The sequence below is a fragment of the Nocardia sp. NPDC056064 genome, from assembly GCF_042266925.1.
Taxonomy (GTDB): domain Bacteria; phylum Actinomycetota; class Actinomycetes; order Mycobacteriales; family Mycobacteriaceae; genus Nocardia.
The window spans coordinates 3,814,631-3,837,101 of record NZ_JBHJWO010000001.1; the positions used below are offsets into that span (position 1 = coordinate 3,814,631).

Sequence of the window (22,471 nt, forward strand, 5' to 3'; positions counted from 1 at the left end):
GGCGACGGAGGGTGGCCGAGTGAACCGGGCGGCTCCGCGCCTCGTACCTGCTGATATGACCGCGCAGCCCGATATGACCGCGCAGCGCGTCGCCCCGCCCCGGTGGGCGCTGCTGCACGCGCTGGCGGCCGGTCGCGATTTCGAGTCCTACCTGCGCCGACGCGCCGCCACCGGCGACCCGTTCGCGGTCGGTTTCCCTGGGTTCCCGCCGGTGCTGTTCACCGGGACCCCCGAGGGCGCGCGCGAACTGTTCCGGGCACCGATTCCCCTGGTCACGCCGCCACGGCCGAATCCGATCGAGCCGATGGTCGGGGCCGCCTCGCTCATCCTCAGTTCCGGCGAGCGGCACCGCGCCGACCGGGCGATGCTGGCGCCCGCGCTGCACGGTCCCCGCGTGCGCGCGCTGGGCGAGACCATTCGCGACACCACCGTCGAGGCCCTCGAAACAGCGTGCGGACCTGGTACTTCCGGGCCCATCGACGCACTCGTCCTGTCCCGCACCATCACTCGCCGCGTCATCCTGACCGCCGTCTTCGGCAGCGCGGACCACCGCGACCACGAGTACGCGGGCGCGGTCACCGCCTTCCTCGACGCGTTCACCACACCACTGCTGGTGGCCCCCGTATTACGCCGTGGCCTGGCCGGTTTCGGCCCGTGGGACCGGTTCACGACGGCCAGGGCACGGCTCGACGAGCTCCTGCTGACCGATATCGCCCGGCGGCGCGCGGCGGGTCCCGGCACCGGCGACCTGCTCGACCTGCTCCTGTCGATCCGCTACGACGACGGCACCGCCCTCACCGACACCGACCTCTGCGACCAACTGCGCACCCTCATCGTGGCCGGTCACGAGACCACCGCCACCACGCTGACCTGGGCGCTCTACCACCTGCACCGCGAACCGGGCCTGCTCAGCAGAACCACCGCCGAACTGGCGGGTGCCGACCCACTCGACGGCACCGACCTGCTCGACGCCGTCTGCCAGGAGACCCTGCGTCTGCACCCACCGGTGCCCATCGTCCTGCGCACCCTCACCGCACCGTGGCGCTGGCGCGGGCTCGACCTGGCGGCGGGCCAGACCATCGGCCTGGCCGTCGGCGTGCTGCACAGCAGGCCCGCGACCTGGCCCGCCCCTCGGCTGTTCCATCCCGACCGCTTCCTCGACCGCCCGATCCCGCCGTTCGCGTTCGCGCCCTTCGGCGGTGGGCACCGGCGCTGTGTCGGGGCGACCCTGGCCGACTACGAGCTGCGGGTCGTCCTGGCAACCCTGCTGACCACGGTCCGCTTACGCCCCACCCCGGCCCTGACCTTCGGTCGCCGCCCCCGCTCGGTGCCCCGGAATCTCGCGAGCGCCCCGGATCGGGCGATCCAGTTCACACCGGCGCAGTGATCTCTCTCACGCCGGGTTTGAGACTCACACGGATGTGTTTCACCCCTGCTGACGCACACCGCGCGCGACTCACCGCCGTGAGCGTGGCGTTTACCGAAAGCCGGTGGATAACAACATGTTATGTGACCCAGGGCACATAGTTGCCGAGCTGTTATCGCTCACCGCGACGGCTGGCACGCGGTGACCTCGGGCGGGTAGGAATGGACGGTCAGGGTCGGGGCGTCGTTACCCCGTGGAGACCCACCGCTGCGGTCTCCGCGTCAATCACGAAGATCTCGTGCCGCGCCGGGCGTGGTGACGAGAGATGGAATGGACGAGAAACCTATGCACTTCCAGGCAAATACGCGGCAATCGCGCTGGCTGCGCCGGGGTCTGCTGCTGTCGGCGGCGATCGCGGTGTCCGGCGCGCTGGTCACCGTGTCCGCGCAGGCGCAGCCTGTGCTCCCGGGCATCGGCAGCGGCTCCACCCAGCCCACCGTCGACCAGCCCGCCGCCGTGGCGCCGTTCGCGCCGCCGAACATCAATATCGCCGACGGCGAGACCGTGGGCGTCGCACAGCCCATCATCATCACCTTCCAGGAGCCGGTCGAGGACCGCGCCGCCGCCGAGAAGGCCATCACGGTCACCTCGAGCACGAACGCGCCCGGCGGTTTCTACTGGACCAGCAGCAAGCAGGTGCGCTGGAAGCCGGCCGAGTTCTGGCCCGCCAACACCGACGTCAACGTCGTCGCGGGTGGTACAACCAGCTCCTTCCACATCGGTGACGCGGTGGTCTCCTACGTCGACGACAACACCAAGATGATCACCGTGACCGTCAACGGTGAGGTCGTCAAGGAGATGCCCACCTCGCTGGGCAAGACCGGGCACGAGACCCCCAACGGCACCTACATCGTGGGTGAGCGCCTCGAGAAGATGACCATGGACTCCTCCACCTACGGCGTCCCGGTCACCGATCCCGAGGGGTACAAGCTCGAGGTCGAGTACGCCACCCGCCTGTCCAACAGCGGCATCTTCGTGCACGCCGCGCCGTGGTCGGTCGGCCAGCAGGGCTACTCCAACGCCAGCCACGGCTGCCTGAACGTGAGCACCGAGAACGCCAAGTGGTTCCTGGAGAACTCGCACCGGGGCGACGCGGTGATCGTGTCGAACACCCAGGGCGGAACCCTCAGCGCCGGTGACGGTCTGGGCGACTGGAACTGATCCGCTGAACTGATCCACCCGAACAGCCGAACAATACGATCAAACCAGGTCGTGTTGTTCGGCTTTTTGCTGTACGAGTCCTCCGGACGCGGGCTCCGAAGTCGTTCACCCATTGCACCATCGCCGGCCCTATTGCGAAACCAAGCGGTTTCGGAAATCATCATGAGGAGCGCCGCGTCGCGTCGCCTCTTGAAAAATCGTCACCAATGCGGTCACCTTCAGCACCACCGCAGTGCCAGCTCTGACTCTCACAGGCCGTCCAATTGGTTTGAAAATTGTTCGGGCACAATATAATTCGTTCGTTCCCAAGCTTTGGCGGCGTTCGCAATTTCCAGAGCGGCGACAGTCCACCGGATTCGACGGGGACGAGTCCGACGCGACGTTCAAATCGGTTATAGGCCAATGCTATTGTTCCGGTGTGCAGCTCCGATACCGGTTCCGCCTCAACCCCACACCGGGGCAACAGGTGGCACTGGCACGCGCGTTCGGATGTGCCCGGGTCGTCTACAACGACGCGATCCACACGCGCAAGCAGGCTCGACGGGAGGGACTGCCGTACCCGAAAGACGCGGAACTGTCGAAAGCCTTGACCGCAGTGAAGAGGACACCCGAACGCGCATGGCTGAGCGACGTGTCGTCGGTGGTGTTGCAGCAGGCCCTCGCCGACGCGAACACCGCCTACCGCAACTTCTTCGCCTCGATCACCGGGAAACGTAGAGGTCCGAGGGTGGGGGAACCCCGATTCCGCTCCCGTCGCGACAACCGGCAAGCCATCCGGTTCACCCGCAACGCCCACTTCGCTGTCACCGGAGGTGGGAAGCTCCGACTGCCCAAGATCGGCGATGTGCCGGTCCGCTGGTCGCGCGTACTGCCGTCGGAGCCGTCGAGCGTGACGGTCATCAAGGACGCGGCCGGACGCTACTTCGCCTCGTTCGTCGTCGAAGCGACCGACGAGCCGTTGCCGGTCACCGCCGACGAGGTGGGTATCGACCTGGGGTTGACCACGTTCGCGGTCCTTTCCAACGGCAGGACCATCATCTCACCGAAGTTCCTGCGCCGCGCCGAACGCAAGCTCCGCAAGGCACAGCAGGATCTGTCCCGCAAAGCCGTAGGCAGCAACAACCGGGCCAAGGCTCGGATCAAGGTTGCCCGTACACACGCCGAGGTGCGTGACGCCAGACTCGATTTCGCGCACAAACAGTCCACGACCCTGATCCGCGAGAACCAAGCGATCTACGTCGAGGATCTGTGCGTGAGGGGCCTGGCACGGACTCGGTTGGCGAAGTCGGTGCACGATGCCGGGTGGGGCATGTTCCTGCGCCTGATACAGGAGAAGGCTCGACGGTACGGGCGGGCGGTGGTGAAGGTGGATCGGTTCTTCCCATCGTCACAAACCTGCTCGGACTGCGGACGAGTCGACGGGCCCAAACCCTTGTCGGTCCGTACCTGGGCCTGCCCGTGCGGGGCGGTCCACGACCGGGACTTGAATGCCGCGAAGAACATCCTCGCCGCCGGACGGGCGGAGAGGCGAAACGCCTGCGGAGAGACTGTAAGCCTGTCCGCCTAGCGGGGAGCACGACTCGATGAAACAGGAACCCACCAAGAGCGCCACCGGCGCTGGTAGGAATCCCCGGCCGACCATGCCAGGGAGGACGTCAAACTTCGTCATCTATCTGTGTACGTACGACTCAGCGCTTTCGGTGATCGTCGTGCTCGAAGACGCTGAAGCTGCGGAAGTAGCTGTCCTCGTCGTCAGGTTCGCTCGCATGGTCCGGCTCAGACGGCCACGGCGCGGCGTCAGCCGTTCGCGGGTCGGGAACTGCCGGAAGGACGTTCGGCAACGGAGCCGCCTTCGGGGGGTCACTCACTACTTGATCGGTAGGTGGGCGACTCGATGAACGAGTCTCCGCAGGCGCTGACCACATGCCGCTGACTGGAACCGAAACATCCGCAGCTGGAAGGTGATCAACGGCCGAAGCTACAAACGACGGAGCTGGATCAGGCGTTGACACCGGCACCGCCGAGTGGGTGGGCAGGCTTCCCGCCAGTGCCGCTTCGAGCGATGCCTGAGCTTGCGCCAGCCCGGCGGTATGCAGGGAGACGATCAGTTCAGCGACCATCGCCGATGTCATCCGGTGGCCGCTCTCGGACAAGCGGACTGCCTTGATCGCCCCATCAGCGGTGAGCTCGACAGTCACCGAGTTCGTCGGGTCGGTCATGATCGTCCGCTGTTCGCTCAGCGCGAAGGCGAGCAGATCCACCTGATTCGCGTCCGAAGCCATCCCATCCCCCGGCCTTCGACCCAGCACTAGTGTGCAAACAGTATGGCAGAATCGCCCGCAAGCAGCCGGAACGGGAGTCGGACTGCCTGTTTGGAGGGGACGATATGACCACGCTCGATTTCGATCCGGACCGCGTGCGCACGCTCGGTACCGGCTTCGACACCGCCGCCTACGACGTGCTCGGTGTCAACTTCGACGGCAACACCGAGCTCCTGAGCACTGATATGCCCGGTTCGTTGGTTGCGGCGATGTGCGGTACCTCGGCCGGCCTTGTCCGTGATGCGCTCGCGGCGGTTCAGCGGAACTTCCTTGCTGTCAGTTCGAGTACGTTGCACGCGGTCGGTGAGTTCACCGGCAAGGACGAAGCGATCGCAACCGACATCACCCGTATCGAGCAGGGCGTGCGATGAGCCCTGATCCGAACTCTGTTGCAGCTATGACTGTTTCACGCGCTAGGGCATGGAAACCGGAGACGCTCGGACTGCATGGGGTCGCCTGGCAACTGGCTGCCCAGCAGCTCATGCGCGACGTGACACCGGTGACGACGGAGGCGGCGGGATCGGGCGACTATTGGGCAGGCGAAGCCGCGGACGCGATGCGTACCCGAGTCGCGACGATTCACACCGATGCCGCGAAGATCGCCGCTGCGCTGGACATAGGCGCAACCGCCGCCACCGCAGGCGCACAAGACATCTCAGCCCATCGACAGACCGTCATCAAGCACGTGGATGATGCTGTTGCGAACACCTACGATGTCGCCGACGACGGCACGGTGACGCCGAGCACGAAGATGTACACCACGCTCGTCGCGCGTCTGGGGTCCGCGAGAGCCATGCAGGCTTGGCACAATCTGGTTGCCGACGGCGCCGACCGCTCGGTCACGATCAAACAGGCGCTTGCGGACCTGCTCGCCGCCGACCTTCGCACAGAGTCCGCCATTCACGATGCGTTCAAGAACCTGAACACTCAGGGCGTCACCCAGCTGAGTTCGTCGGTGAACATCGGTGAGGTACCAGCCTCCGATGCCAGCGTCGAAACCAACAGGCACTGGTGGAACAGCCTCACCGAAGCGCAGAAAAACGCGCTGATCACGACCCACCCCGAGGTGATCGGCAATCGGGATGGCATCCCGGTGGAAGCTCGCGATGCGGCGAACCGGAATCGGCTTCCAGGTCTGATAGCGCTCGCCGAAGGTGACCAGCAAACGGTCGCGGCCCAGTTCGGCACCGACAGCGACCAGTACCGCGCCGCGACAGCCAAACTGGATGACTTGAAGGCCGTGGAGCGGGCTGCCAATCAGCCTGCAACCAGCGAAGCCACCGAACGCAAGCTCATCTTGCTCGACACCACCAGCGGGCGTCAGACCCGAGCGGCGGTCTCGGTTGGCGACCCGGACAAGTCCAAGCACGTATCGGTGACCACCCCGGGGCTGAACACACACGTTCGGGGCGGAATCGAAAGCATGACCACCGAAGCCGCGGCTCTCCAGCAGGAGGCGTCGTTCCAACTGAGCCAGAAGGACAGAGGTGACGAGACCGTCGCCACCGTAGCCTGGATCGGGTACGACCCGCCCCAGATCGCGGGACAAGACCTGGCTGGACAAATGGTGGGTGGCTCTGAGGTCGGGCAGCTAGGACAGGCCGCCGAGGGCGGCGAACTGCTCAACCGCTTCTACAACGGGCTCGAAGCATCACATACGGGTGGTGAGGAACCGCACATCACGGCTGTCGGGCACTCCTACGGCTCGTTGACCACCGGTCTCGCACTTCAATCCGGCGAACACCCGGTCAGCGACATGGTCGTCTATGGTTCCCCGGGTATCGCCGCGGAGACGCCGAAGGAACTCGGCCTCGATGACGGGCGTGCCTACGTCATGCGGACCGAAGACGACCCGATCAAGTGGGCACAGGACGGGCCGAAGATCGCGCAGGCCGGATCATCCTTGCCAGGACCGGTGGGTACCGTTGGCGGCGCGGCAGGCGCGTGGATCTCGGCGGACAACGGCGGCTTCGGTTCCGATCCGGCCAGGAACCCCAACTTCACTCAACTGGAGACGCACGACTCGAAGTCTTACGACGGCAGCACCCGCGAACTGCCGGGCGCGGCCGGTCACAGCGAGTATCCGCGTGCGGGGACCAACTCCCTCGGTCAGGAAGTTCCACGGGTGACGACGTACAACGTCGCCGCGATCGTCGCCGGGCTCCCGGAGAACGTCGTGGAGGTCCGTTGACGGACCCGAGTCCCCACTTCGGTGCGGGGCCGTCCCGCCCGGTCCCCTGCAATCGAGAGCAGAGGTTTGTCATGTTCAGCGCTACCCGCAAGGTGAGATCATTGCCGGTCGGACTACTGGTTTCCTGTGCCGTACTGGTGACGGGGTGCAGTAGCGATCCCGGATCGACAGCGGCGACCGAGACCACAGCGTCGACCACCTCCGCCCAATCGGCGGACTTCGATCCGTGCATTGACATTCCTGAGGAATTCCTCAAGCGCGAGAATTTGACGCGCGGGGACGCCGAGGACTTCGACAACGGGCAGATCCGAACCCACGGATGCGCGTACTTCAAGCTCAGAGGTCAAGCCTACGACGTCCGAATTGTGCGAACAACAGTAACTCTCGATGACATCGACAACAAGTTCGCTGATTCGTATCGCGAAGTTCAATTCGGCGACAGGACTGCGGCATTCTATGTTCTCTTCCCGAAGCAGGGAGCAGAGAGCTGTGTGCTCAACCTCGAGATGGCCACCGGAAGCCTTGAGTTCGATCTGTCGAATCCAGCGAGCTCGAAGACCGGAGGCACGGACTCATGCGAATTGCTGTCCACATTCGTCAACAACGTAATCCCTTACATTCCAGAGGGTGCGTGACAGATGAACCGAACAGCAAGGGGGCGAGATGACGAAGAGTGACATCGGCAATCTCATAGAGCAGGTCGAGTCGGGGAACCTTTCACTGCGGGCGGACGCGGCCACCTTCGTTGTACTCGAAAAGGCATGCGAGGAAAGAATTTTCAAGATCGCTCAGATCAAGTCGGCGATTCGAGCGGTCGCTGACCAGGAGGTATGGGGAATCGGGGAGCAGGCAGCTGTTCTCACATCAGCTCAGACCCTGGTACGCCGTTTCCGGGAAAAAGCTGCGGACGGGCCCAACAACGCGTATGACACCCTGGAAGGGCATCGCGTTGCTGCCGAGGAGCTCTTGACCTTGTTCCGCACCATCCGCAAAAGCTACGAAGTGTCCGATGCCGAGTTCGCCGCGAAGTTCAAAGAACTAGCGTCGGCTCAAGGGCTGGATATCGGGGAGTAATACATGACCACCGAGTACGACCAACCGAGCATAACTAATCCAGAAAATGTCGACGGCCTTACTCACCAGCAGATCGTCGACGCGTTCAACTCGGTCATCAACAGCACGAGCAATATGGTGAAGTCCTGGAAGCAAGCGCACGCCGATCTTGGAGATTCGAGCGATGTCATGCTGGCACAAGTACGAACAGCTGTGGACGGCAACTGGATTGGCGCCTCTGCTGACGCAGCAGTTACTGCAATCGCTCGGTACTGCGACAGTTCGAGCCAGCTGGATGAGTTGTTCGATGAGGTCTCTGTAGTGGTCAGCAGTGTGGCGATGACGGCGGTTATGACGAAATCGTTTCTGCCCCCTGTCGTCACGGTGACCGCCGACCAGACCGCCGACCCGGAAGGCTACGACCGACAGACTCGTGAAGCGGATACCGCGCAAGCGGAAGCGCGTCGAATAATGCAGGAACGCTACATAGTTGGCTTTCAGCACCAAGACTCCAAGATACCGACGTTTCCACCTGCCATGTCGATTGGAAGCGAGGGGCATCCCGGAACCGGCGGGCCGTCCGGCCCTGGTTCAGCAGGAACGCCGAACCCTTCCAGCCCGGGAAGTGGTACTCCTGCGGAGACTCCACCTGCCGCAGATACCCCCTCAGAGAGCAGTGGTCCGGAGCCGGACGAGACGACACCAGCAGCGACGGAACCGACGACTTCGGAGCCGACAGCCGATCGGGACGGAGAAACGCAGGCAGCATCCACTTCGCCAACCACATCATCAGGCACACCGACCGCAAGCACACCGAACATCACCCCTGGCACCGGGGAACTCGGCCGCTCGGGGTCTCCCTCGTTGGGTGGGTTGGGAGGTCCTGCGGGTATACCTGGCACCCGCGCGCCTGCCAACGGATTGCCTGCCCCCGGTACCGCGCTCCCTCCGTCCGGCGCGACACCCGGTTCGACCGCGCCAACAGCTCGCGGCGCCGTTCCTGTAGCCGCGCACGGCGCCGGGTCAGGAATGCACGGTATGCCCGGCGCCTCTGGACGGCCGGCGGGACGAGGCGATGACCAGGAAAAGGCCAACAAGAAGGTCAGCCTGAACCATGGTGACCACACCGACGAACTACTCGGCGTCATCAAGTACGTTCCCCCCGTGGTCGGTGACCGGTGACGACGTGGGCGTTCGAGATCGAGGAGTTCGCTGCTCTCTGGTACGGCCCTGCCGCTGACCGCATGCTGTTCCCGCTGCACTACCTGAGCCGCTTCAGCCACATGAATCAGCTCGAACAGTTCCGCGCTGACGTACGGCGTGAATGGTCGGAACAGGGACGGCTCGACTGGGACGCCGCGGAGCAACTGGACCGGACGTTCGCGGTGTTGACGGCCCCCGAAGCGTGGGTAGAGGTTCACGGGTACGACAAACGCGGGCCACTGCGGGCGATAGCGGCCCGCCACGACCAGCACGCGGCGGTCGTTCGGCAGTCCTCCGATGGAGGCAAGGTGCGCGTCGGCCTCGTCGGAGCCGACCGTCTCGCACACAGTGTCGCCACTGCGCTCCCGGATACACCTGCCGGGACGAGGCCGGTGGAACGATTCGACGAGCGGGACCTTCGTCCCAGCGACCCGACCGTTGTGACGATCATCGAGGGCACGAACCCGCGGGATCGCTACCGCCGTTGGCGCGAAGAGCCGTGCAGCTCGGCCGGGCTCATTCAAGTCTTCCGCGGCCCACGGTCCACTCAGGGCAAGCCGCCGCCACGAATCGCCACCGTTCAATGGCACGACCGCCCGGATGGGCGCTACGTCGAGACCGGATCTCGCGCCCGAACGGTCGCCCCGGCGAATGCCTCGACGGTCGCGCACCTCGTCGCTCGTGAGGTGGATCGAGCATTGGACGAGTACCGGGAGTACAACGAAGACATGAGCCGATTCACACGATGAACAACTCTGTGCCGCAAGGCTATCCAACCATGGCCCAGCATCCTCCGACACGGCTCGGGTGGCTGCGGATGACCGACATCATCCTGTCGTGGCTGCTGTGGATACTCGTTCCGACTGTGCTGTTGACGATCACACTGTTCATCGGACCGTGGATGTTGGCATCGGCCGACATGTGCCGTGCAGATCCGCCCTGTGACGCCAACCCCACATTGGGTGTCGTGATGATGCTCGGCGGTTCACTGATGGCAGCAGCGGCCGGGATCGCGTTGTCGATCCTGTTCGGCAAACGACGGTGGCCGTTGTTGCCTGTCGCGGTTCTGGGGAACGTCGGGATCATTACGGCATGGATGTTCGGCTTCGGGATCGTCGTCGGGTAGTCCGCCAATGGTGCCGGGGCTGGACCGCTGCGAACTATGCCGTATTGGCGTCGACGGGGATGGCTGTAGCGCGTAGTCGACCGAGGATGGCCTCGATTTCGTCCAGGTCGGCGGTATCGGGGAACACGACATCGGGGCCGTGGGGATAGCGCTGGCTGAACGGGGGATCGTAGAGCGATCCCACCTCCACGATGCCGTTCGCGACGATCACCTTCACCAGCAGGTCCAGGAAGTCGAGCTGGTTGGCCGTGAGCGTGCGGCCCGACTGGAACGCGTCGAAGGATTCGCGGGCGGTCTGCTCCTCCAGCCCGGTGAGCGAGCGCAGGAACAGGCCGAGTTCGCCGTCGTGGGCGGCCTTCGCCTCGGCGATGTCCTCGCTGGTGGCGAACCCTTCATCGAGGAAGATGCCTTCGAGATACCGCACGTCGACGGAGGTGATCTGACGGTTGCGGCGCAGCTTCTGCACGGCCACATGATCGGCGTGCTCGGTGAGGTAGGCGCGGGCCTTGGCTTTGAATCGTTTCTTGTCGTGCAGGCCGGCCAGTGCGGTCAGTTCCTTGAGCGACAGTTCGCCGAGTTCGTCCTCGAAGTCGGTGTAGATGGGGCTGCGCGGCTTGGCGGTGATGTTGCCGACGAGCCCGCGCAGGCGGCGACGCACGGACTCGAGCATCGGCAGCGTGACGTCTTCCCACCAGCTGTCGTCGCAGATGTCGGTGAGGAAGTCGTGCTGCGCGGCGACCGACGGAATGTTCTGGAGCTGCGGACTCAGCAGTTCGGTCGCGAGCTCGCGCACCTGTGTGCTCAACGCGAGGTATCCCGGCTCGCCGGTGAGGTGGGCGTATTGCAGCCGCAGCAGGAGGTAGTCGAACCGTTTGGCCGGTGTCGTATTGCCCGCTTCGACGGTTTCGGTCGGCAGCGAGGCGAGCTGGTCCAGTTCGGACTGCTTGTCGATGGTGATCCGTTGCCACGCGCCCGGCTCGCTGAAGGCCTCGACGTGGCGCAGATGACCGCGCACTTCGATGCTGTCGCGGTTCATCCCCGCGATCTGTTCACGCAGCGTGCGTGCCACCTGCCAGCGCAGATCGCCGACGTTGTGCGGTTCGGTATCGGGAACATCCGTCGGAGCGGCGCCCGGGTCGGCGGCCTGGTCGAGGGCGGCCAGCAAAGCGACGCGCTGACGAAACACCTTCTCCCGCACCGACACCGTGGCCCGCCCTTCGGCGGTGGGCAGGTTCTGGTTGAAGTACTCGACATTGCGTCCGAGGTCGAACACGACGAATCCGGTCTTGTCGTGTCCCGGCCCGAACAGGTCCTTGCACAGCCGGGTGCCACGGCCGAGCATCTGCCAGAACTTGGTCTTGGATCGAACTGTCTTGGCGAACACCAGGTTCACCACGGCGGGCACGTCGATGCCGGTGTCGAGCATGTCGACCGAGATCGCGAGAAACGGTGCGGTGTCAGGCTTCTCGAAGGCGTCGATCAGACTCTGCGCGTTGTCGGCCTGGCTGGTGATGATGCTGGCGAAGCCACCGCGATAGTGCGGGTAGAGGATGTCGAAGCGCTCGGCGATCAGCTTGGCGTGCTTGGTGTTTCGCGCGAAGAGGATGGTCTTGCCTATGTGTTCGCCGCCGGGCACCTTGAGTCCGAAGTCCATCACCGTTTCCAGCATCTTGTCGACGGTGTCGGCGTTGAACAGGAACTTGTTGAGGTCGTCGGCGGCGATCTCGTCGGGGATGTCGTCATCGTCGGCGGCCCAGTCAATGGCCTCCCACTCTTGCTTCTCCGCCTCGGACAACTCGTCGTAGCGGATACCGCGCGTCGGGAAGCGCAACGGCACCTCGACGACAGTTGGCGGCACCAGGTGATTCTCGGCTACCGCGTCGTCGAGGTCGTAGTAGTCGGTAGGCATGCCGTCTTCGAGGTGGAACAGCTGGTAGGTGTTGTGGTCGATGTCGTCGCGCGGGGTCGCGGTGAGACCGACGAGCAGCGAATCGAAGTAGGTGAACAGCGCGCCGTACTTCTGATACACCGACCGGTGCGCCTCGTCGATGATCACCAGGTCGAAATGCCCTGGGCCGAACCGCTTCACCCCGGCCGAGTCGTACTCCTGGGCGAGCCCCATCATCGTCTGGTAGGTGCAGACATAGACCCGGCCGGTCTCGCTCTTGTCGGTGAGCAGGTTCACCGGCGTGAGGCCCGGCAGGTGCGCCTTGAACGCGTTGGCCGCCTGGTTCACCAGGGCCTGCCGGTCGGCCAGGAACAGTACCCGCTTCACCCAGTCGGCCTTGGCGAGCAGATCCACCAGCGCGATAGCGGTGCGGGTCTTGCCGGTGCCAGTGGCCATCACCAGCAGTGCTTGGCGGCGGTTCTGCTGCTCGAACGTTTCACCGATCTTGCGAATCGCCCTGGTCTGATAAGTCCGTTCGACGATCTCGGCGTTGATCGTCTCGGTCGCCAACGGCCTGCGACCGGCGCGTCGCTGCACGAGCAGACGCAGTTCGTCCTTGGTGTGGAAACCGTGGACCTTGCGCGGCGGATAGAAGGCGTCGTCCCATATCCAGGTCTCGAAACCGTTGGTGTAGTAGATGATCGGCCGCTGCCCGGTGGCCTTCTCGAGCGCGTCGGCGTACTGCCGCGCCTGCTCTTTGCCCGCCAGATCGGGGTCCTTGGCCGACCGCTTCGCCTCGACCAGGCCGAGCGGCTTGCCATCGTCATCCCAGAGCACGTAATCCACGCGCCCCTTGCCGGTCTTGTTCGGCAGGCCGGTGACCGGGTACTCACGGTCCTCGGCATTGGTGAGCGCCCACCCGGCCTCGGCGAGCAGCCGGTCGATGTAGAACTCGCGGGTCTTGTCCTCGGTGTAGTCGTGCTCGTCCGGGACGGCCTGATTGGCCTTCTTCGCCGCGGCCACCTGTGCCCGCAACTGCGCGAGCTCGGCCTCGAGATCGGCGTTGGCGTCGCGCTGCGCCGCCAATTCCGCGCGCTGCTTCTCGTATTCGGCGAGCATCGCCTGCGCCTCTGCCTGCTTCTTGCGGCGGTCCGCGGCGGTGAGCGGGCGCGGCACCTTGTCGGTGTCGAACGCCAGGTGCGGCGGGGGCACATTGAGCGGATCGTTCGCGTAGTTGCGCGCCAGCCAGAACATCACCTGGAACAGTTCGCGCAGCAACGGCAGGGAGGTCTTGTCCGAGATCGGCTTGGTCCCGTGCACCGCGTCGTTGCCGACCGTGCGGATCAGATCCATCTTGGCCCGCCGATCGGTCCCGACGAGCGCCACCATGGTCGCCTCGCTGATCTTGCCCTTGAGATCATTGTGAAAGGGCTTCTTCAGCGTGGCCTCGGCATCGTAGAGCCACCCCACCGCCAACTCCATGGTCCTGCGCGCGGCGATGCAGGCCACCCGCGGATCGGCGATCCCCGCCCGCTCGGCCCGGATCGCCTCGGTGAACAGCGAGGGCCATTCCGCCCGCAGGAACTCGAAGTTGCTCACGAAAGTTACTCCCCCTCTTGATCCTTGGGGTCATCCTTCCACAACGTGCCCTGGAAGGCACGGGACTGCAGGGAGGAGAAGAGAGAATCGAGCTGGTCTAAAGCTTGCAATTTGAGTCGCTGCTGCCTGTCGATGTGGGCAACCCGTTCCGCAAATTCTACCTGTACGGACAGCGGCGGGCAGACTAGCCTCAAACCTCGCACATCGGCCTGATTTATGCTTGCCTGATTAACGGAGCGTTTTGCTCGAGAAAGTATCTGACGTCTCACGTCAGATGCGCACAGCGCCTTGACAAGGTAGCGCGGAGTCATCCTATCTAAATCAACCGCGATTCGCATCATATTCGACTCGAATACCGTTTCCTCAGTCAGGTCCGGAACCAGCGCCGACTTTCCTAGATACTCAATGCTATTTACACGATTTATCAAAATATTACCAGCAGATAGCCCGTACTTAAGCCTTTCGTCGATAGAAGTATCAACCCGCTTCAACGATGGCAATTTGGTAATAACACCGTCATAGAATGAATCTATTCTGACGATCGGAGTTCCACTTCCATAATCGGACGCCGGCTTATACATTCCATTTTGAGGACCATCCACAATCAAGTCGCCGAGCTCAATAATTGGCCATCCATGAGGACTTGTCGACGGGGTGCCGAACATGTCGAGGAAAATCGATCTAGCGAGGTCATCGAGGAGGGCGATGGACTGGCGGCGCTTCGCCCGCAGCTCATCCACCCGATCCAGCACCTCAGCAATCCGTCGCTGCTCGCTGATCTCCGGGAGCGGGAGCTTGAGATGCGATATGTATGCTTCCGGCACACGCCGTTGCCCGCCGCTACCGGTCATTCGCCGTTCGCCTGCAACTCGGATATAGGGCTGCCGCAGAAAATGCAGGAGATACCGGCGATCAAGCCTCGCAAGATCAGCGCGGACGACATGGAACTCGGTCGAACCGGCCCCGTTATTCTCATCCAGCCCTGCTTGTGCTATCTTGCCATTCTCGAAGCATGGCGTAATCTTCGCAACGAGAATGTCACCGTTTTCAAATTGCGTATAGCCTTTGGCAACTTCGCCGAATTTCTTTGCGACACCCCTGGATGTCGTGCCGTATTCAGCATCGACATCCGCCATACCGAGGAACGACACAAGATCATCTAGCTGTGGCCTGGTTCTTAGCCTTGGATTGATCTCGGCGACTTCCCCCAGAGCTACAATTCTACTCACCCCAGCATCCCCTTCAAATCCGACAGTCCCTGCTGAATCTCGCCCTCGATCATCTCCAATTCCTCGATGATCTCCAGCGGAGCCCGGTGTTCGATCTCCTCGTGGACGATCTCCTTGTACCGGTTCAGGGAAAGGTCGTAATCCTGGGCGGCGATGTCCGCGCGCGGTACGCAGAAACTCTGGGCCGTGCGTGAGCGTTCCTGCTCCGATGCATTGCGCAATGCGTACCGGGACAGCACATCTGGCAGGTTGTTGCGGGTGAGGTCGTCGGCGGTCAGTTCGGCGGTTGGTACCGCGCCGAGCTTGGTTTCGCCGAGGAGCGGTGTGCGCTTGTCGTCGAGGCTGTATCCGTCGGCGGTGACCTCGTAGAACCACACCGAATCCGTTCCACCACTGTTGGTCTTGGTGAAGAACAGTATGGCGGTGGAGACACCGGCGTAGGGCTTGAAGACGCCGCTGGGGAGCTTCACGACCGCGTCGAGTTTGTGGTCTTCGACCAGCATCTTGCGAAGGTCCTTGTGCGCCTTGGTGGAACCGAACAGCACGCCGTCGGGGACGATCACGGCGGCGCGGCCGCCGGGCTTGAGCAGGCGCAGGAACAGGGCCAGGAAGAGGAGTTCGGTCTTCTTGGTCTTGACGATGCCCAGGAGGTCCTTGGCCGTCGACTCGTAGTCGAGGCTGCCCGCGAACGGGGGGTTCGCCAGGATCATCGAGTACTTGTTTGCTTCACCGGATGCGCTCTGCGCCAACGAATCCCGGTATCGGATGTCTGGCTGCTCGACGCCGTGCATGAGCATGTTCATGCTGGCGATACGCAGCATGGTGCGGTCGAAATCGAAGCCGTGGAACATCCCGTTGTCGTAGTGCGCGCGAGTCTCTGGGTCGTAGAGGGCTTCGCTGTGGTGCTGAGCGATGTACTCGGCGGCGCCGACGAGGAAACCGGCGGTGCCGCTGGCCGGGTCGCAGATCTCGTCGTTGGGCCCGGGGTTCATCATGGCGACGATCAGGCCGATGATGTGGCGCGGGGTGCGGAACTGGCCGTTCTGGCCGGCCGTGGCGAGCTTGCCGAGCATGTACTCGTACAGGTCGCCCTTGGTGTCGCCGTCGTTGAGCGGCAGCTCGTTGATCAGGTCGACGACCTTGCCGAGCAGGTTCGGGGTGGGGATGGTGAAACGCGCGTCGCGCATGTGATGGGCGTAGGTCGACTCATCGCCGCTGTCGGTGCCGCCGAGCTCGCGCAACCACGGAAAGATCTCGTCACCGAACATCGGGAACAGCACGTCGGGATGCTTGCCGAGCAGTTTCGACCAGCGCAGATGGTCGAATTCAGGCGTGTAGATCGGCCGCTCGATCGGCTTGCCGGTGCGCTGCGCCTTCTTCTCCTTGAGCATCTGCGAGTCGTCGAGCCGTCGCAGGAAGATCAGATAGGTGATCTGCTCGATCACCTCTAGCGGATTGGAGATCCCACCCGACCAGAACGCGTCCCAAAGACTGTCGATCTTGCTGCGCAGTTCGCCCGTAATCACCCTCGAGACCCTATCTCACCCCACCGACACGGCCCACCGCTCCACCATCCATCGCCAATGCCCCGATCCCGGCCCGGACCTGGGCCGATGATCTCGCCGAAGCTCATCTCGTTGGGGTACGGTTCACCTCGACGAGTAGGGAGGTGAGACCACTGTCGTATGAACCGAAGCTGACTGCCGCGCTATCGGGTGCAACGCTGCGTCAGCTCGCGCACTGGCGGCGCTCGTTCCCCAATCGAGCACCGGTCCTCACTCCTGAGATCTCTGCCAGCCGACCGATCCTCTACTCCTTCAGAGACGTCGTCGCGCTGCGCACGTGTGTTCGGTTGCGCCAGGAGGCGTCATTGCAGCGGATCCGACGTGCCCTCGACACTCTCCGCGACGGTCTCGGCGAACGTGATCATCTGTCCCAGTATCGACTGGTCGCTGACCGGGACACCATCTACCTGGCAGAGCTGGACGGAGCTACAGACCTCGTGCTCGCTCGCACGCAGACCGTCATTCACGAGATGGTCGAGGTCTTGGAGCCGTTCTACCGTAATGGACGGCACATTCCAGCCCTGCTCACACCGCGTACCCACGTCTCCGTCGACCCAGCTGTACGCGGCGGTGAACCGATGATCGAAGGAACGCGCGTGCCGTCCGCGGATGTCGCCGCACTTGTCCGTGATGGTGTGCCACCCGAGCAGATCGCCGACTACTACCCAGCAGTCAGCCCGGAAGCCGCACGCGATGCCGCAGACTTCGCCGATTACGTCGACAGCTATGGCGACCGCCCCACTCCGGCGGTCGCTTCTTGAGACTGCTCCTCGATGAAAATGTGCCACGGCCGATGGCTGACATCATTCGGATTCTTGTGAAGCAGCACGCAATCGACCACGTCCACGACCTGCCGGGGTGGGCTGGGACCAAGGACGTCGCCCTTTATGACCGCGCGCGTTCCGCCGGGTTCGACGTCATGGTCACCAACGACACGAAACAGATGAAGCGACCGATGGAGGTCGAAGCAATCGCCCGCTCGGGATTGCACCGGATCGAGTACCGGCAGAACAACAAGCACGGTGGCCTGGTCGGCCTCGGTACGGCGATAGCGACAGTCTGCGCCGGGCTGCCCCACGCGATCGCCGCGCTCGAGGAGTCTCGCGGGCAACGTCTCATCTCGCTCAACGGCATCGACCCGACGCGCGGGGGCCGCATTCAGGTCCTCGACCCAGCATCGGTTCGGCCACCGCATTGGCCGGACATCGCCGATCTGTCTGCTAGCTGACCAGCGCGAAACGCGCGACCGAGCGAGCTCCATGGGCGATGCGCCTCACCCACGCAGTCGCCGCCCGTCAGAGGAGCCGCTGCGCCCTATCACGCGTCAACACCTTCGGAGGCTGTGCCTGGTCTGCGAATCAACTCAGCAGTGTGATGGCGTGAGCTCGGGCTCGGGCTACTGCCTCGGCTATGCCCTCGGTGAAAGGGCGGCCGTGACCCGGAAGGACCAAGGGGGCGTCGAGGGATTCCAGGGAGTCCAAGGCCGTAAGGGTGGCGGGGGTGGAGTGGTTGAAGAAGCAGGGGAGTAGTTGGGGGCCTGTGGTTTTCGCGGTGGGATGGGCGGTGACGAGAGTGTCGCCGGTAGCGATCGCGCCTACTTCCGGGAGGTGGTAGGCGGTGTGGCCGGAGGTGTGGCCCGGGGTGGGGACGGGGACGGGGTGGCCGGGGAGGTCGAGGGGGCCTTCGGTGGGGAAGGGGTGGATGTGGGGAACCGGGTTCTTGCGGAGGCCGCCCGCGGCGGTGATGCGGGCGGCCCAGGCGAGGGTGTCGCGGTCGGTGAGGCGTTTGATGACGTCGAGGGGGGTGGCGGACTCGTGGTAGTCGCCGTGGGCGTGCGGGACCTCGGTGGGGCTGGTGTAGGCGGGGATGGCGTAGCGGCGGTGGAGATGGTTGAGGGCGCCCACGTGGTCGAGGTGGGCGTGGGTGAGCAGGACGGCCTGGATGTCCTCGGGGCGGTGGCCGAGGGAGCGGATCGATTTCTCGATCAGGGCGGCGTCGCCGTGCCAGCCGGCGTCGATGAGGGTGAGGTCGCGGCCGTCGCGGAGCAGGAACATGTTGACGTCGGTGCCGCGGATGGTGAACACATCGTCGGCTACCTGGTGTACGCGCATGGGGGAATCCCTCTCCGGTGCAAGGATTTCCGACCCTACCGGCCGCGGCGGCGGCCGGTGGGGTCGTCGGGTCACCAGATGCTCACGCGCTCTTCGGGCTTCAGGAACAGCTTGTCGTCGGGCTTGACGTCGAAGGCCTCGTAGAAGCTGTCGATATTGCGGACCACCGCGTTGCAGCGGAACTCCGGCGGGGAGTGCGGGTCGACGGCGAGGCGGCGGATGGCCTCCTCCTGGCGGGCCTTGGTGCGCCACACCTGGGCCCAGCCGTAGAACACGCGTTGCAGGCCGGTGAGCCCGTCGATGACGGGGGCCTCGGCGCCGTCGAGCGAGATCTTGTAGGCGGCCAGGGCGATGGACAGGCCGCCCAGGTCGCCGATGTTCTCGCCGATGGTGAACTCGCCGTTGACGGTGTGCTCGTCGGCCAGGTCGGCGGGGGAGAGCACGTCGTACTGGTCGATCAGCGCCTTGGTGCGCTTGCCGAACTCGGCGCGGTCGGCGTCGGTCCACCAGTCCTGCATGTTGCCGTCGCCGTCGTACTTGGCGCCCTGGTCGTCGAAGCCGTGGCCGATCTCGTGACCGATCACCGCGCCGATGCCGCCGTAGTTGGCGGCGTCGTCGGCGTTCATGTCGAAGAACGGCGGTTGCAGGATGGCGGCCGGGAAGACGATCTCGTTCATGCCGGGGTTGTAGTAGGCGTTCACCGTCTGCGGGGTCATGAACCATTCGCCGCGGTCCACCTCACCGCCCAGTTTGCCCAGGTCGCGGTCGTGGTCGGCGGCGTAACCGCGGCGGTAGTTGCCCACCAGGTCGGCCGGGTCGATCACGACGGCGGAGTAGTCGCGCCAGGTGTCGGGGTAGCCGATCTTGGGGGTGAACTTCTCCAGCTTGGTCAGCGCGGCCGCGCGGGTGTCGGGGCCCATCCACTCCAGCTCGGCGATATTGCGGCGGTAGGCCTCCTGGAGATTGGCCACCAGCTCGACCATGCGGGCCTTGGCCTGCGGCGGGAAGTGCCGGGCCACATACAGTTCGCCGACGGCCTCGCCGAGCAGCTCCTGCACCAGCGACACCCCGCGCTTCCAGCGCTCCCGGTTCTCCTGGGCGCCGGTGAGGGTGCGGCCGTAGAAGTCGAAGTTCTCCTCGACGATGGCGTCGGTGAGCAGCGCGGCCCGCCCGTGCAGCACCTGCCAGGCGGCCCAGGCCTGCCAGTCCTCGCGCGGCAGCTCCGACCAGGCGGTGGCGAAGGCGGTGAGGTAGTCGGGCTGGCGCACGACGAGTTCGGCGAACAGTTCGGCGCCGCTGCGGTCCAGGCCGGTGGCGACGGCCTCGACCCAGGCGGCCCAGTCGAAGGCGGGGTGGGCGGCGGCGAGATCGGCGAAGGTGGTGAGGTTGTAGCTCTTCTCGGCGTCGCGGCGGCGCACCACGTCCCAGTGGCCCGCGGCGAGAGTGCGCTCGACCTCGAAGACGCGGCGGGCGGCGTCGGCGGGGTCGGCGGGCAGCAGCCCGGCCAGGGCCGGATCGGCGGCGGCGAGGGTGAACATCTTGGTGATGTGGGCGCGGTAGGCGTCGCGGATCTCGGCGAATTCCTCGGAGCGGTAGTACGACTCGTCGGGCAGGCCGATGCCGGACTGGGTGGCGTGCACGAGGTAGCGGGTGGAGTTCTTGTCGTCGGTGTCGACGTAGTAGGCCACCGCGCCGCGGATGCCGGTGCGCTGCAACCCGCCGAGCAGGGCGGCGAAGGCGCTCGCGTCGGCGACCTCGGCGATGGCGCGCAGGTCGTCGGCGATCGGGGCGAGCCCGGCCGCGGCCACCGCGTCGGTGTCCATGAAGCTCGAGTACAGGTCACCGATCTTGCGGGCGACGGCGTCGTCGGAGGAGCCCGCGGCGCTCTCGGTGATGATGGCCTGCACGTCGAGCTCGGCCTGGTCGTAGAGCGTGCGGAAGGCGCCGTCGACGGCACGGTCGGCGGGGATCTCGTACTCGGCCAGCCACTGCCCGTTGACGTGCGCGAACAGATCGTCCTGAACGCGCACATCCTGGTCACGGAAGGACAGGTCGATACCGGAAGGGGTGTTCAGATCGGAGGTCACAGGACCCAGTATGCAGTGACATTGGCGGCTGGCGCCGCGGGTCCTCGGCCTGTTCCCTTGATCTTCCCTCCCTACGGGCACTCCTTCGTCGCACCCTTCGGTCAGTCCAGATCAAGGCGGCCGAGCACCGTGAAGCCGGACTTATGCGCAGACGAACTCGTCGTCGCGCACGCCCGCGACGAAGGCTTCCCATTCGGGGGCGGTGAAGTGGAGCAGGATGTCGTCGTGGCGGAGGGTGGCCGAGCCGTCGAGGCTCACGTGGGCGACCAGGTCGGGGTGGCGGCGGCCGGTGAGCAGGCAGTGCAGGAAGGCTGTCCACAGGGCGGCGCCGACGGTGATGATGGGCTCGTCCGAGCCGAGGTTGCGCGGGTTGCGACGGAATTTGCTGTCGCGTATCTGGACGATGTCGCCATCGAAACGGACCTCGACACATTGGTTGCCGTTGTTGGAGCGTGACGAGGTGAACCAGCCGTGTTCGGCCGGGCGGCGTCGAGCGGTGGTGGACATACCCCGAATCCTACACGCTCGCATACTCGCTGATCAGGGCCAGAGATTCGGTGCGGGACAGGGATTGCTCGCGGGCACGCACATAGGCGAAGCCCAGATCGCGCACCTGTTCGGCGTCGTCGACATGGCCGCCGAACACCGCGCTCTCGGCCCACGCGAAGGTAGGTAGCTGATCGCTTGCGAAGTCGAGCAGATGGAAGCTGGAACCACCCAGCACCGCCCCCTCCGGCGCGCTGAACGGGATGACGCGCACCTCCACGGTGTCGAGTTCGCGCACCAGCGCGGCCAGGTGCCGCAGCTGCTCGCGCAGCACCGGCGCACCACCGGTCTGCTGACGCAGGGTCGCCTCGCCGAGCACCGCGGTCAGCTCGAGCGGGTCCGGACCGCGCAGACGCTGCTGGCGGCGCATCCGGATGGCGACGAGCTGATCCACCTGGACCGGCCGGATCATCACATCGGCGCTGATCAGCGCCCTGGCATAAGCCTCGGTCTGGAGCAGGCCGGGCACCAGCAGACTGTCGTAGCTGCGGATGCTCTGCGCGCCCGCCTCCATGCCGTAGAGGCGTTGTAGCTCGGGGCCGATCAGCGCCGAGGAGGTGGACCACCAGCCGCGCTGCTTGCTGGCCTCGAGCAGCGCCAGCAGTTCGCGGCGCTCGTCGGGGGTGACGTCGAGGACGTCGAGAACGGGCTCGATGGTGGTGCGGGTGAGTACCCGCCGCCCCTTCTCCACGTGCGACCAGTTGGCGGGGGTGAAGCCCACGCGGCGCGCGAATCCGGCCGAGTCGAAGCCGCGCTGCTCGCGCAACTCACGCAGGCGCAGGACGAGTTCCCAGCGCGCGACGGTCGGCGAAACAGGGGCCATGCGGCCACATCGTACCCCGATGAACACACCAGCTACTGACTATTGTCAGGCGGGTTGTGCGGCACTAGGCTGTTCTGAACGTCAAATTTCTCTCGTGTCCTGGCGTTATAGAAAAGTTTCCCGCTGCACCCGGTGGTCGGAC

20 protein-coding genes are annotated in these 22,471 nt (G+C 64.8%); 12 read left to right on the forward strand and 8 right to left on the reverse strand.

What is annotated here, in order from left to right; all coding sequences use genetic code 11:
* Positions 1–55: 55 nt before the first annotated feature.
* The 3 genes from ACFC06_RS17650 to ACFC06_RS17660 all read left to right on the forward strand — a co-directional run bounded on the left by ACFC06_RS17650 (position 56) and on the right by ACFC06_RS17660 (position 4,154).
* On the forward strand, positions 56–1,387 hold the full coding sequence (locus ACFC06_RS17650) for a cytochrome P450 (protein WP_375931958.1): 1,332 nt from the start codon (positions 56–58) through the stop codon (positions 1,385–1,387).
* 309 nt (positions 1,388–1,696) lie between these two features.
* Positions 1,697–2,587 carry a L,D-transpeptidase gene (locus tag ACFC06_RS17655; RefSeq protein WP_375931961.1) on the forward strand — a complete coding sequence of 297 codons (891 nt, stop codon included), beginning with the start codon at positions 1,697–1,699 and terminating at the stop codon, positions 2,585–2,587.
* Between the two features lie 418 nt (positions 2,588–3,005).
* The gene (locus ACFC06_RS17660; RefSeq protein ID WP_375931964.1) at positions 3,006–4,154 is read left to right on the forward strand and encodes an RNA-guided endonuclease InsQ/TnpB family protein; all 1,149 of its coding nucleotides are present in this window, start codon (positions 3,006–3,008) and stop codon (positions 4,152–4,154) included.
* A 121-nt stretch (positions 4,155–4,275) separates the two neighbouring features.
* Here ACFC06_RS17660 and ACFC06_RS17665 read toward each other — a convergent pair whose 3' ends face one another.
* Positions 4,276–4,869 carry a hypothetical protein gene (locus tag ACFC06_RS17665; RefSeq protein WP_375931967.1) on the reverse strand — a complete coding sequence of 198 codons (594 nt, stop codon included), beginning with the start codon at positions 4,867–4,869 and terminating at the stop codon, positions 4,276–4,278.
* Between the two features lie 104 nt (positions 4,870–4,973).
* Here ACFC06_RS17665 and ACFC06_RS17670 point away from each other — a divergent pair, with 104 nt between their 5' ends.
* From ACFC06_RS17670 to ACFC06_RS17700, 7 genes are all read left to right on the forward strand, one after another.
* Positions 4,974–5,279 (forward strand): hypothetical protein, encoded by a 306-nt coding sequence (locus tag ACFC06_RS17670; RefSeq protein WP_375931970.1) that lies wholly within the window; start codon positions 4,974–4,976, stop codon positions 5,277–5,279.
* Positions 5,280–5,305: 26 nt separating this feature from the next.
* Positions 5,306–7,099 (forward strand): alpha/beta hydrolase, encoded by a 1,794-nt coding sequence (locus ACFC06_RS17675; RefSeq protein ID WP_375931973.1) that lies wholly within the window; start codon positions 5,306–5,308, stop codon positions 7,097–7,099.
* A 71-nt stretch (positions 7,100–7,170) separates the two neighbouring features.
* Positions 7,171–7,734 carry a DUF3558 family protein gene (locus ACFC06_RS17680; protein WP_375931975.1) on the forward strand — a complete coding sequence of 188 codons (564 nt, stop codon included), beginning with the start codon at positions 7,171–7,173 and terminating at the stop codon, positions 7,732–7,734.
* Positions 7,735–7,762: 28 nt separating this feature from the next.
* Positions 7,763–8,173, forward strand: a complete 411-nt coding sequence (locus ACFC06_RS17685) for a hypothetical protein (protein ID WP_375931978.1) — start codon at positions 7,763–7,765, stop codon at positions 8,171–8,173.
* A 3-nt stretch (positions 8,174–8,176) separates the two neighbouring features.
* Positions 8,177–9,334: a hypothetical protein gene (locus tag ACFC06_RS17690; protein ID WP_375931981.1), complete on the forward strand. Its 1,158-nt coding sequence runs from the start codon at positions 8,177–8,179 to the stop codon at positions 9,332–9,334.
* Positions 9,331–10,104: an ESX secretion-associated protein EspG gene (locus tag ACFC06_RS17695; RefSeq protein WP_375931984.1), complete on the forward strand. Its 774-nt coding sequence runs from the start codon at positions 9,331–9,333 to the stop codon at positions 10,102–10,104. Before ACFC06_RS17690 ends, ACFC06_RS17695 begins: the two co-directional genes overlap by 4 nt.
* A 68-nt stretch (positions 10,105–10,172) precedes the next feature.
* Positions 10,173–10,481 (forward strand): hypothetical protein, encoded by a 309-nt coding sequence (locus ACFC06_RS17700; protein WP_375931987.1) that lies wholly within the window; start codon positions 10,173–10,175, stop codon positions 10,479–10,481.
* Positions 10,482–10,515: 34 nt separating this feature from the next.
* On the opposite strand, the gene ACFC06_RS17705 is transcribed toward ACFC06_RS17700, so the two are convergent.
* Genes ACFC06_RS17705 through ACFC06_RS17715 form a run of 3 tightly spaced genes read right to left on the reverse strand, consistent with a single transcriptional unit; the run spans position 10,516 to position 16,723 of the window.
* The gene (locus tag ACFC06_RS17705) at positions 10,516–13,968 is read right to left on the reverse strand and encodes a DEAD/DEAH box helicase family protein (RefSeq protein WP_375931990.1); all 3,453 of its coding nucleotides are present in this window, start codon (positions 13,966–13,968) and stop codon (positions 10,516–10,518) included.
* Positions 13,969–13,973: 5 nt separating this feature from the next.
* Complete coding sequence (locus tag ACFC06_RS17710) at positions 13,974–15,197, reverse strand: restriction endonuclease subunit S (protein WP_375931993.1); 1,224 nt, start codon at positions 15,195–15,197, stop codon at positions 13,974–13,976.
* Complete coding sequence (locus ACFC06_RS17715; protein WP_375931996.1) at positions 15,194–16,723, reverse strand: N-6 DNA methylase; 1,530 nt, start codon at positions 16,721–16,723, stop codon at positions 15,194–15,196. Before ACFC06_RS17715 ends, ACFC06_RS17710 begins: the two co-directional genes overlap by 4 nt.
* A gap of 143 nt (positions 16,724–16,866) precedes the next feature.
* Here ACFC06_RS17715 and ACFC06_RS17720 point away from each other — a divergent pair, with 143 nt between their 5' ends.
* Both ACFC06_RS17720 and ACFC06_RS17725 read left to right on the forward strand, forming a co-directional pair.
* Entirely contained in the window at positions 16,867–17,523 is a 657-nt protein-coding gene (locus ACFC06_RS17720; RefSeq protein ID WP_375931999.1) for a DUF433 domain-containing protein, read from the forward strand.
* A complete protein-coding gene (locus tag ACFC06_RS17725; RefSeq protein WP_375932002.1) occupies positions 17,520–17,990 on the forward strand; it encodes a hypothetical protein in 471 nt (156 codons plus the stop codon). The genes ACFC06_RS17720 and ACFC06_RS17725 overlap by 4 nt, the downstream gene beginning before the upstream one ends.
* Before the next feature lie 130 nt (positions 17,991–18,120).
* Here the strand turns inward: ACFC06_RS17725 and ACFC06_RS17730 are convergent, their stop codons facing one another.
* The 4 genes from ACFC06_RS17730 to ACFC06_RS17745 all read right to left on the reverse strand — a co-directional run bounded on the left by ACFC06_RS17730 (position 18,121) and on the right by ACFC06_RS17745 (position 22,329).
* Positions 18,121–18,873: an MBL fold metallo-hydrolase gene (locus tag ACFC06_RS17730; RefSeq protein WP_375932005.1), complete on the reverse strand. Its 753-nt coding sequence runs from the start codon at positions 18,871–18,873 to the stop codon at positions 18,121–18,123.
* A 71-nt stretch (positions 18,874–18,944) separates the two neighbouring features.
* Positions 18,945–20,960, reverse strand: coding sequence for a M13 family metallopeptidase (locus ACFC06_RS17735; protein ID WP_375932008.1), 2,016 nt, complete (start codon positions 20,958–20,960; stop codon positions 18,945–18,947).
* 141 nt (positions 20,961–21,101) lie between these two features.
* Positions 21,102–21,467: a DUF397 domain-containing protein gene (locus ACFC06_RS17740; protein WP_375932011.1), complete on the reverse strand. Its 366-nt coding sequence runs from the start codon at positions 21,465–21,467 to the stop codon at positions 21,102–21,104.
* 10 nt (positions 21,468–21,477) lie between these two features.
* Positions 21,478–22,329, reverse strand: coding sequence for a helix-turn-helix domain-containing protein (locus ACFC06_RS17745; protein ID WP_375932014.1), 852 nt, complete (start codon positions 22,327–22,329; stop codon positions 21,478–21,480).
* Between the last annotated feature and the right edge of the window lie 142 nt (positions 22,330–22,471).

Coding starts and splice junctions, on each gene's coding strand:
- ACFC06_RS17650 (WP_375931958.1), top strand. CDS start 56: ATGACCGCGCAGCCCGATATGACCGCGCAGCGCGTCGCCCCGCCCCGG.
- ACFC06_RS17655 (WP_375931961.1), top strand. CDS start 1,697: ATGGACGAGAAACCTATGCACTTCCAGGCAAATACGCGGCAATCGCGC.
- ACFC06_RS17665 (WP_375931967.1), bottom strand. CDS start 4,869: ATGGCTTCGGACGCGAATCAGGTGGATCTGCTCGCCTTCGCGCTGAGC.
- ACFC06_RS17670 (WP_375931970.1), top strand. CDS start 4,974: ATGACCACGCTCGATTTCGATCCGGACCGCGTGCGCACGCTCGGTACC.
- ACFC06_RS17675 (WP_375931973.1), top strand. CDS start 5,306: ATGACTGTTTCACGCGCTAGGGCATGGAAACCGGAGACGCTCGGACTG.
- ACFC06_RS17680 (WP_375931975.1), top strand. CDS start 7,171: ATGTTCAGCGCTACCCGCAAGGTGAGATCATTGCCGGTCGGACTACTG.
- ACFC06_RS17685 (WP_375931978.1), top strand. CDS start 7,763: ATGACGAAGAGTGACATCGGCAATCTCATAGAGCAGGTCGAGTCGGGG.
- ACFC06_RS17690 (WP_375931981.1), top strand. CDS start 8,177: ATGACCACCGAGTACGACCAACCGAGCATAACTAATCCAGAAAATGTC.
- ACFC06_RS17700 (WP_375931987.1), top strand. CDS start 10,173: ATGACCGACATCATCCTGTCGTGGCTGCTGTGGATACTCGTTCCGACT.
- ACFC06_RS17730 (WP_375932005.1), bottom strand. CDS start 18,873: ATGCGCGTACACCAGGTAGCCGACGATGTGTTCACCATCCGCGGCACC.
- ACFC06_RS17740 (WP_375932011.1), bottom strand. CDS start 21,467: ATGTCCACCACCGCTCGACGCCGCCCGGCCGAACACGGCTGGTTCACC.
- ACFC06_RS17745 (WP_375932014.1), bottom strand. CDS start 22,329: ATGGCCCCTGTTTCGCCGACCGTCGCGCGCTGGGAACTCGTCCTGCGC.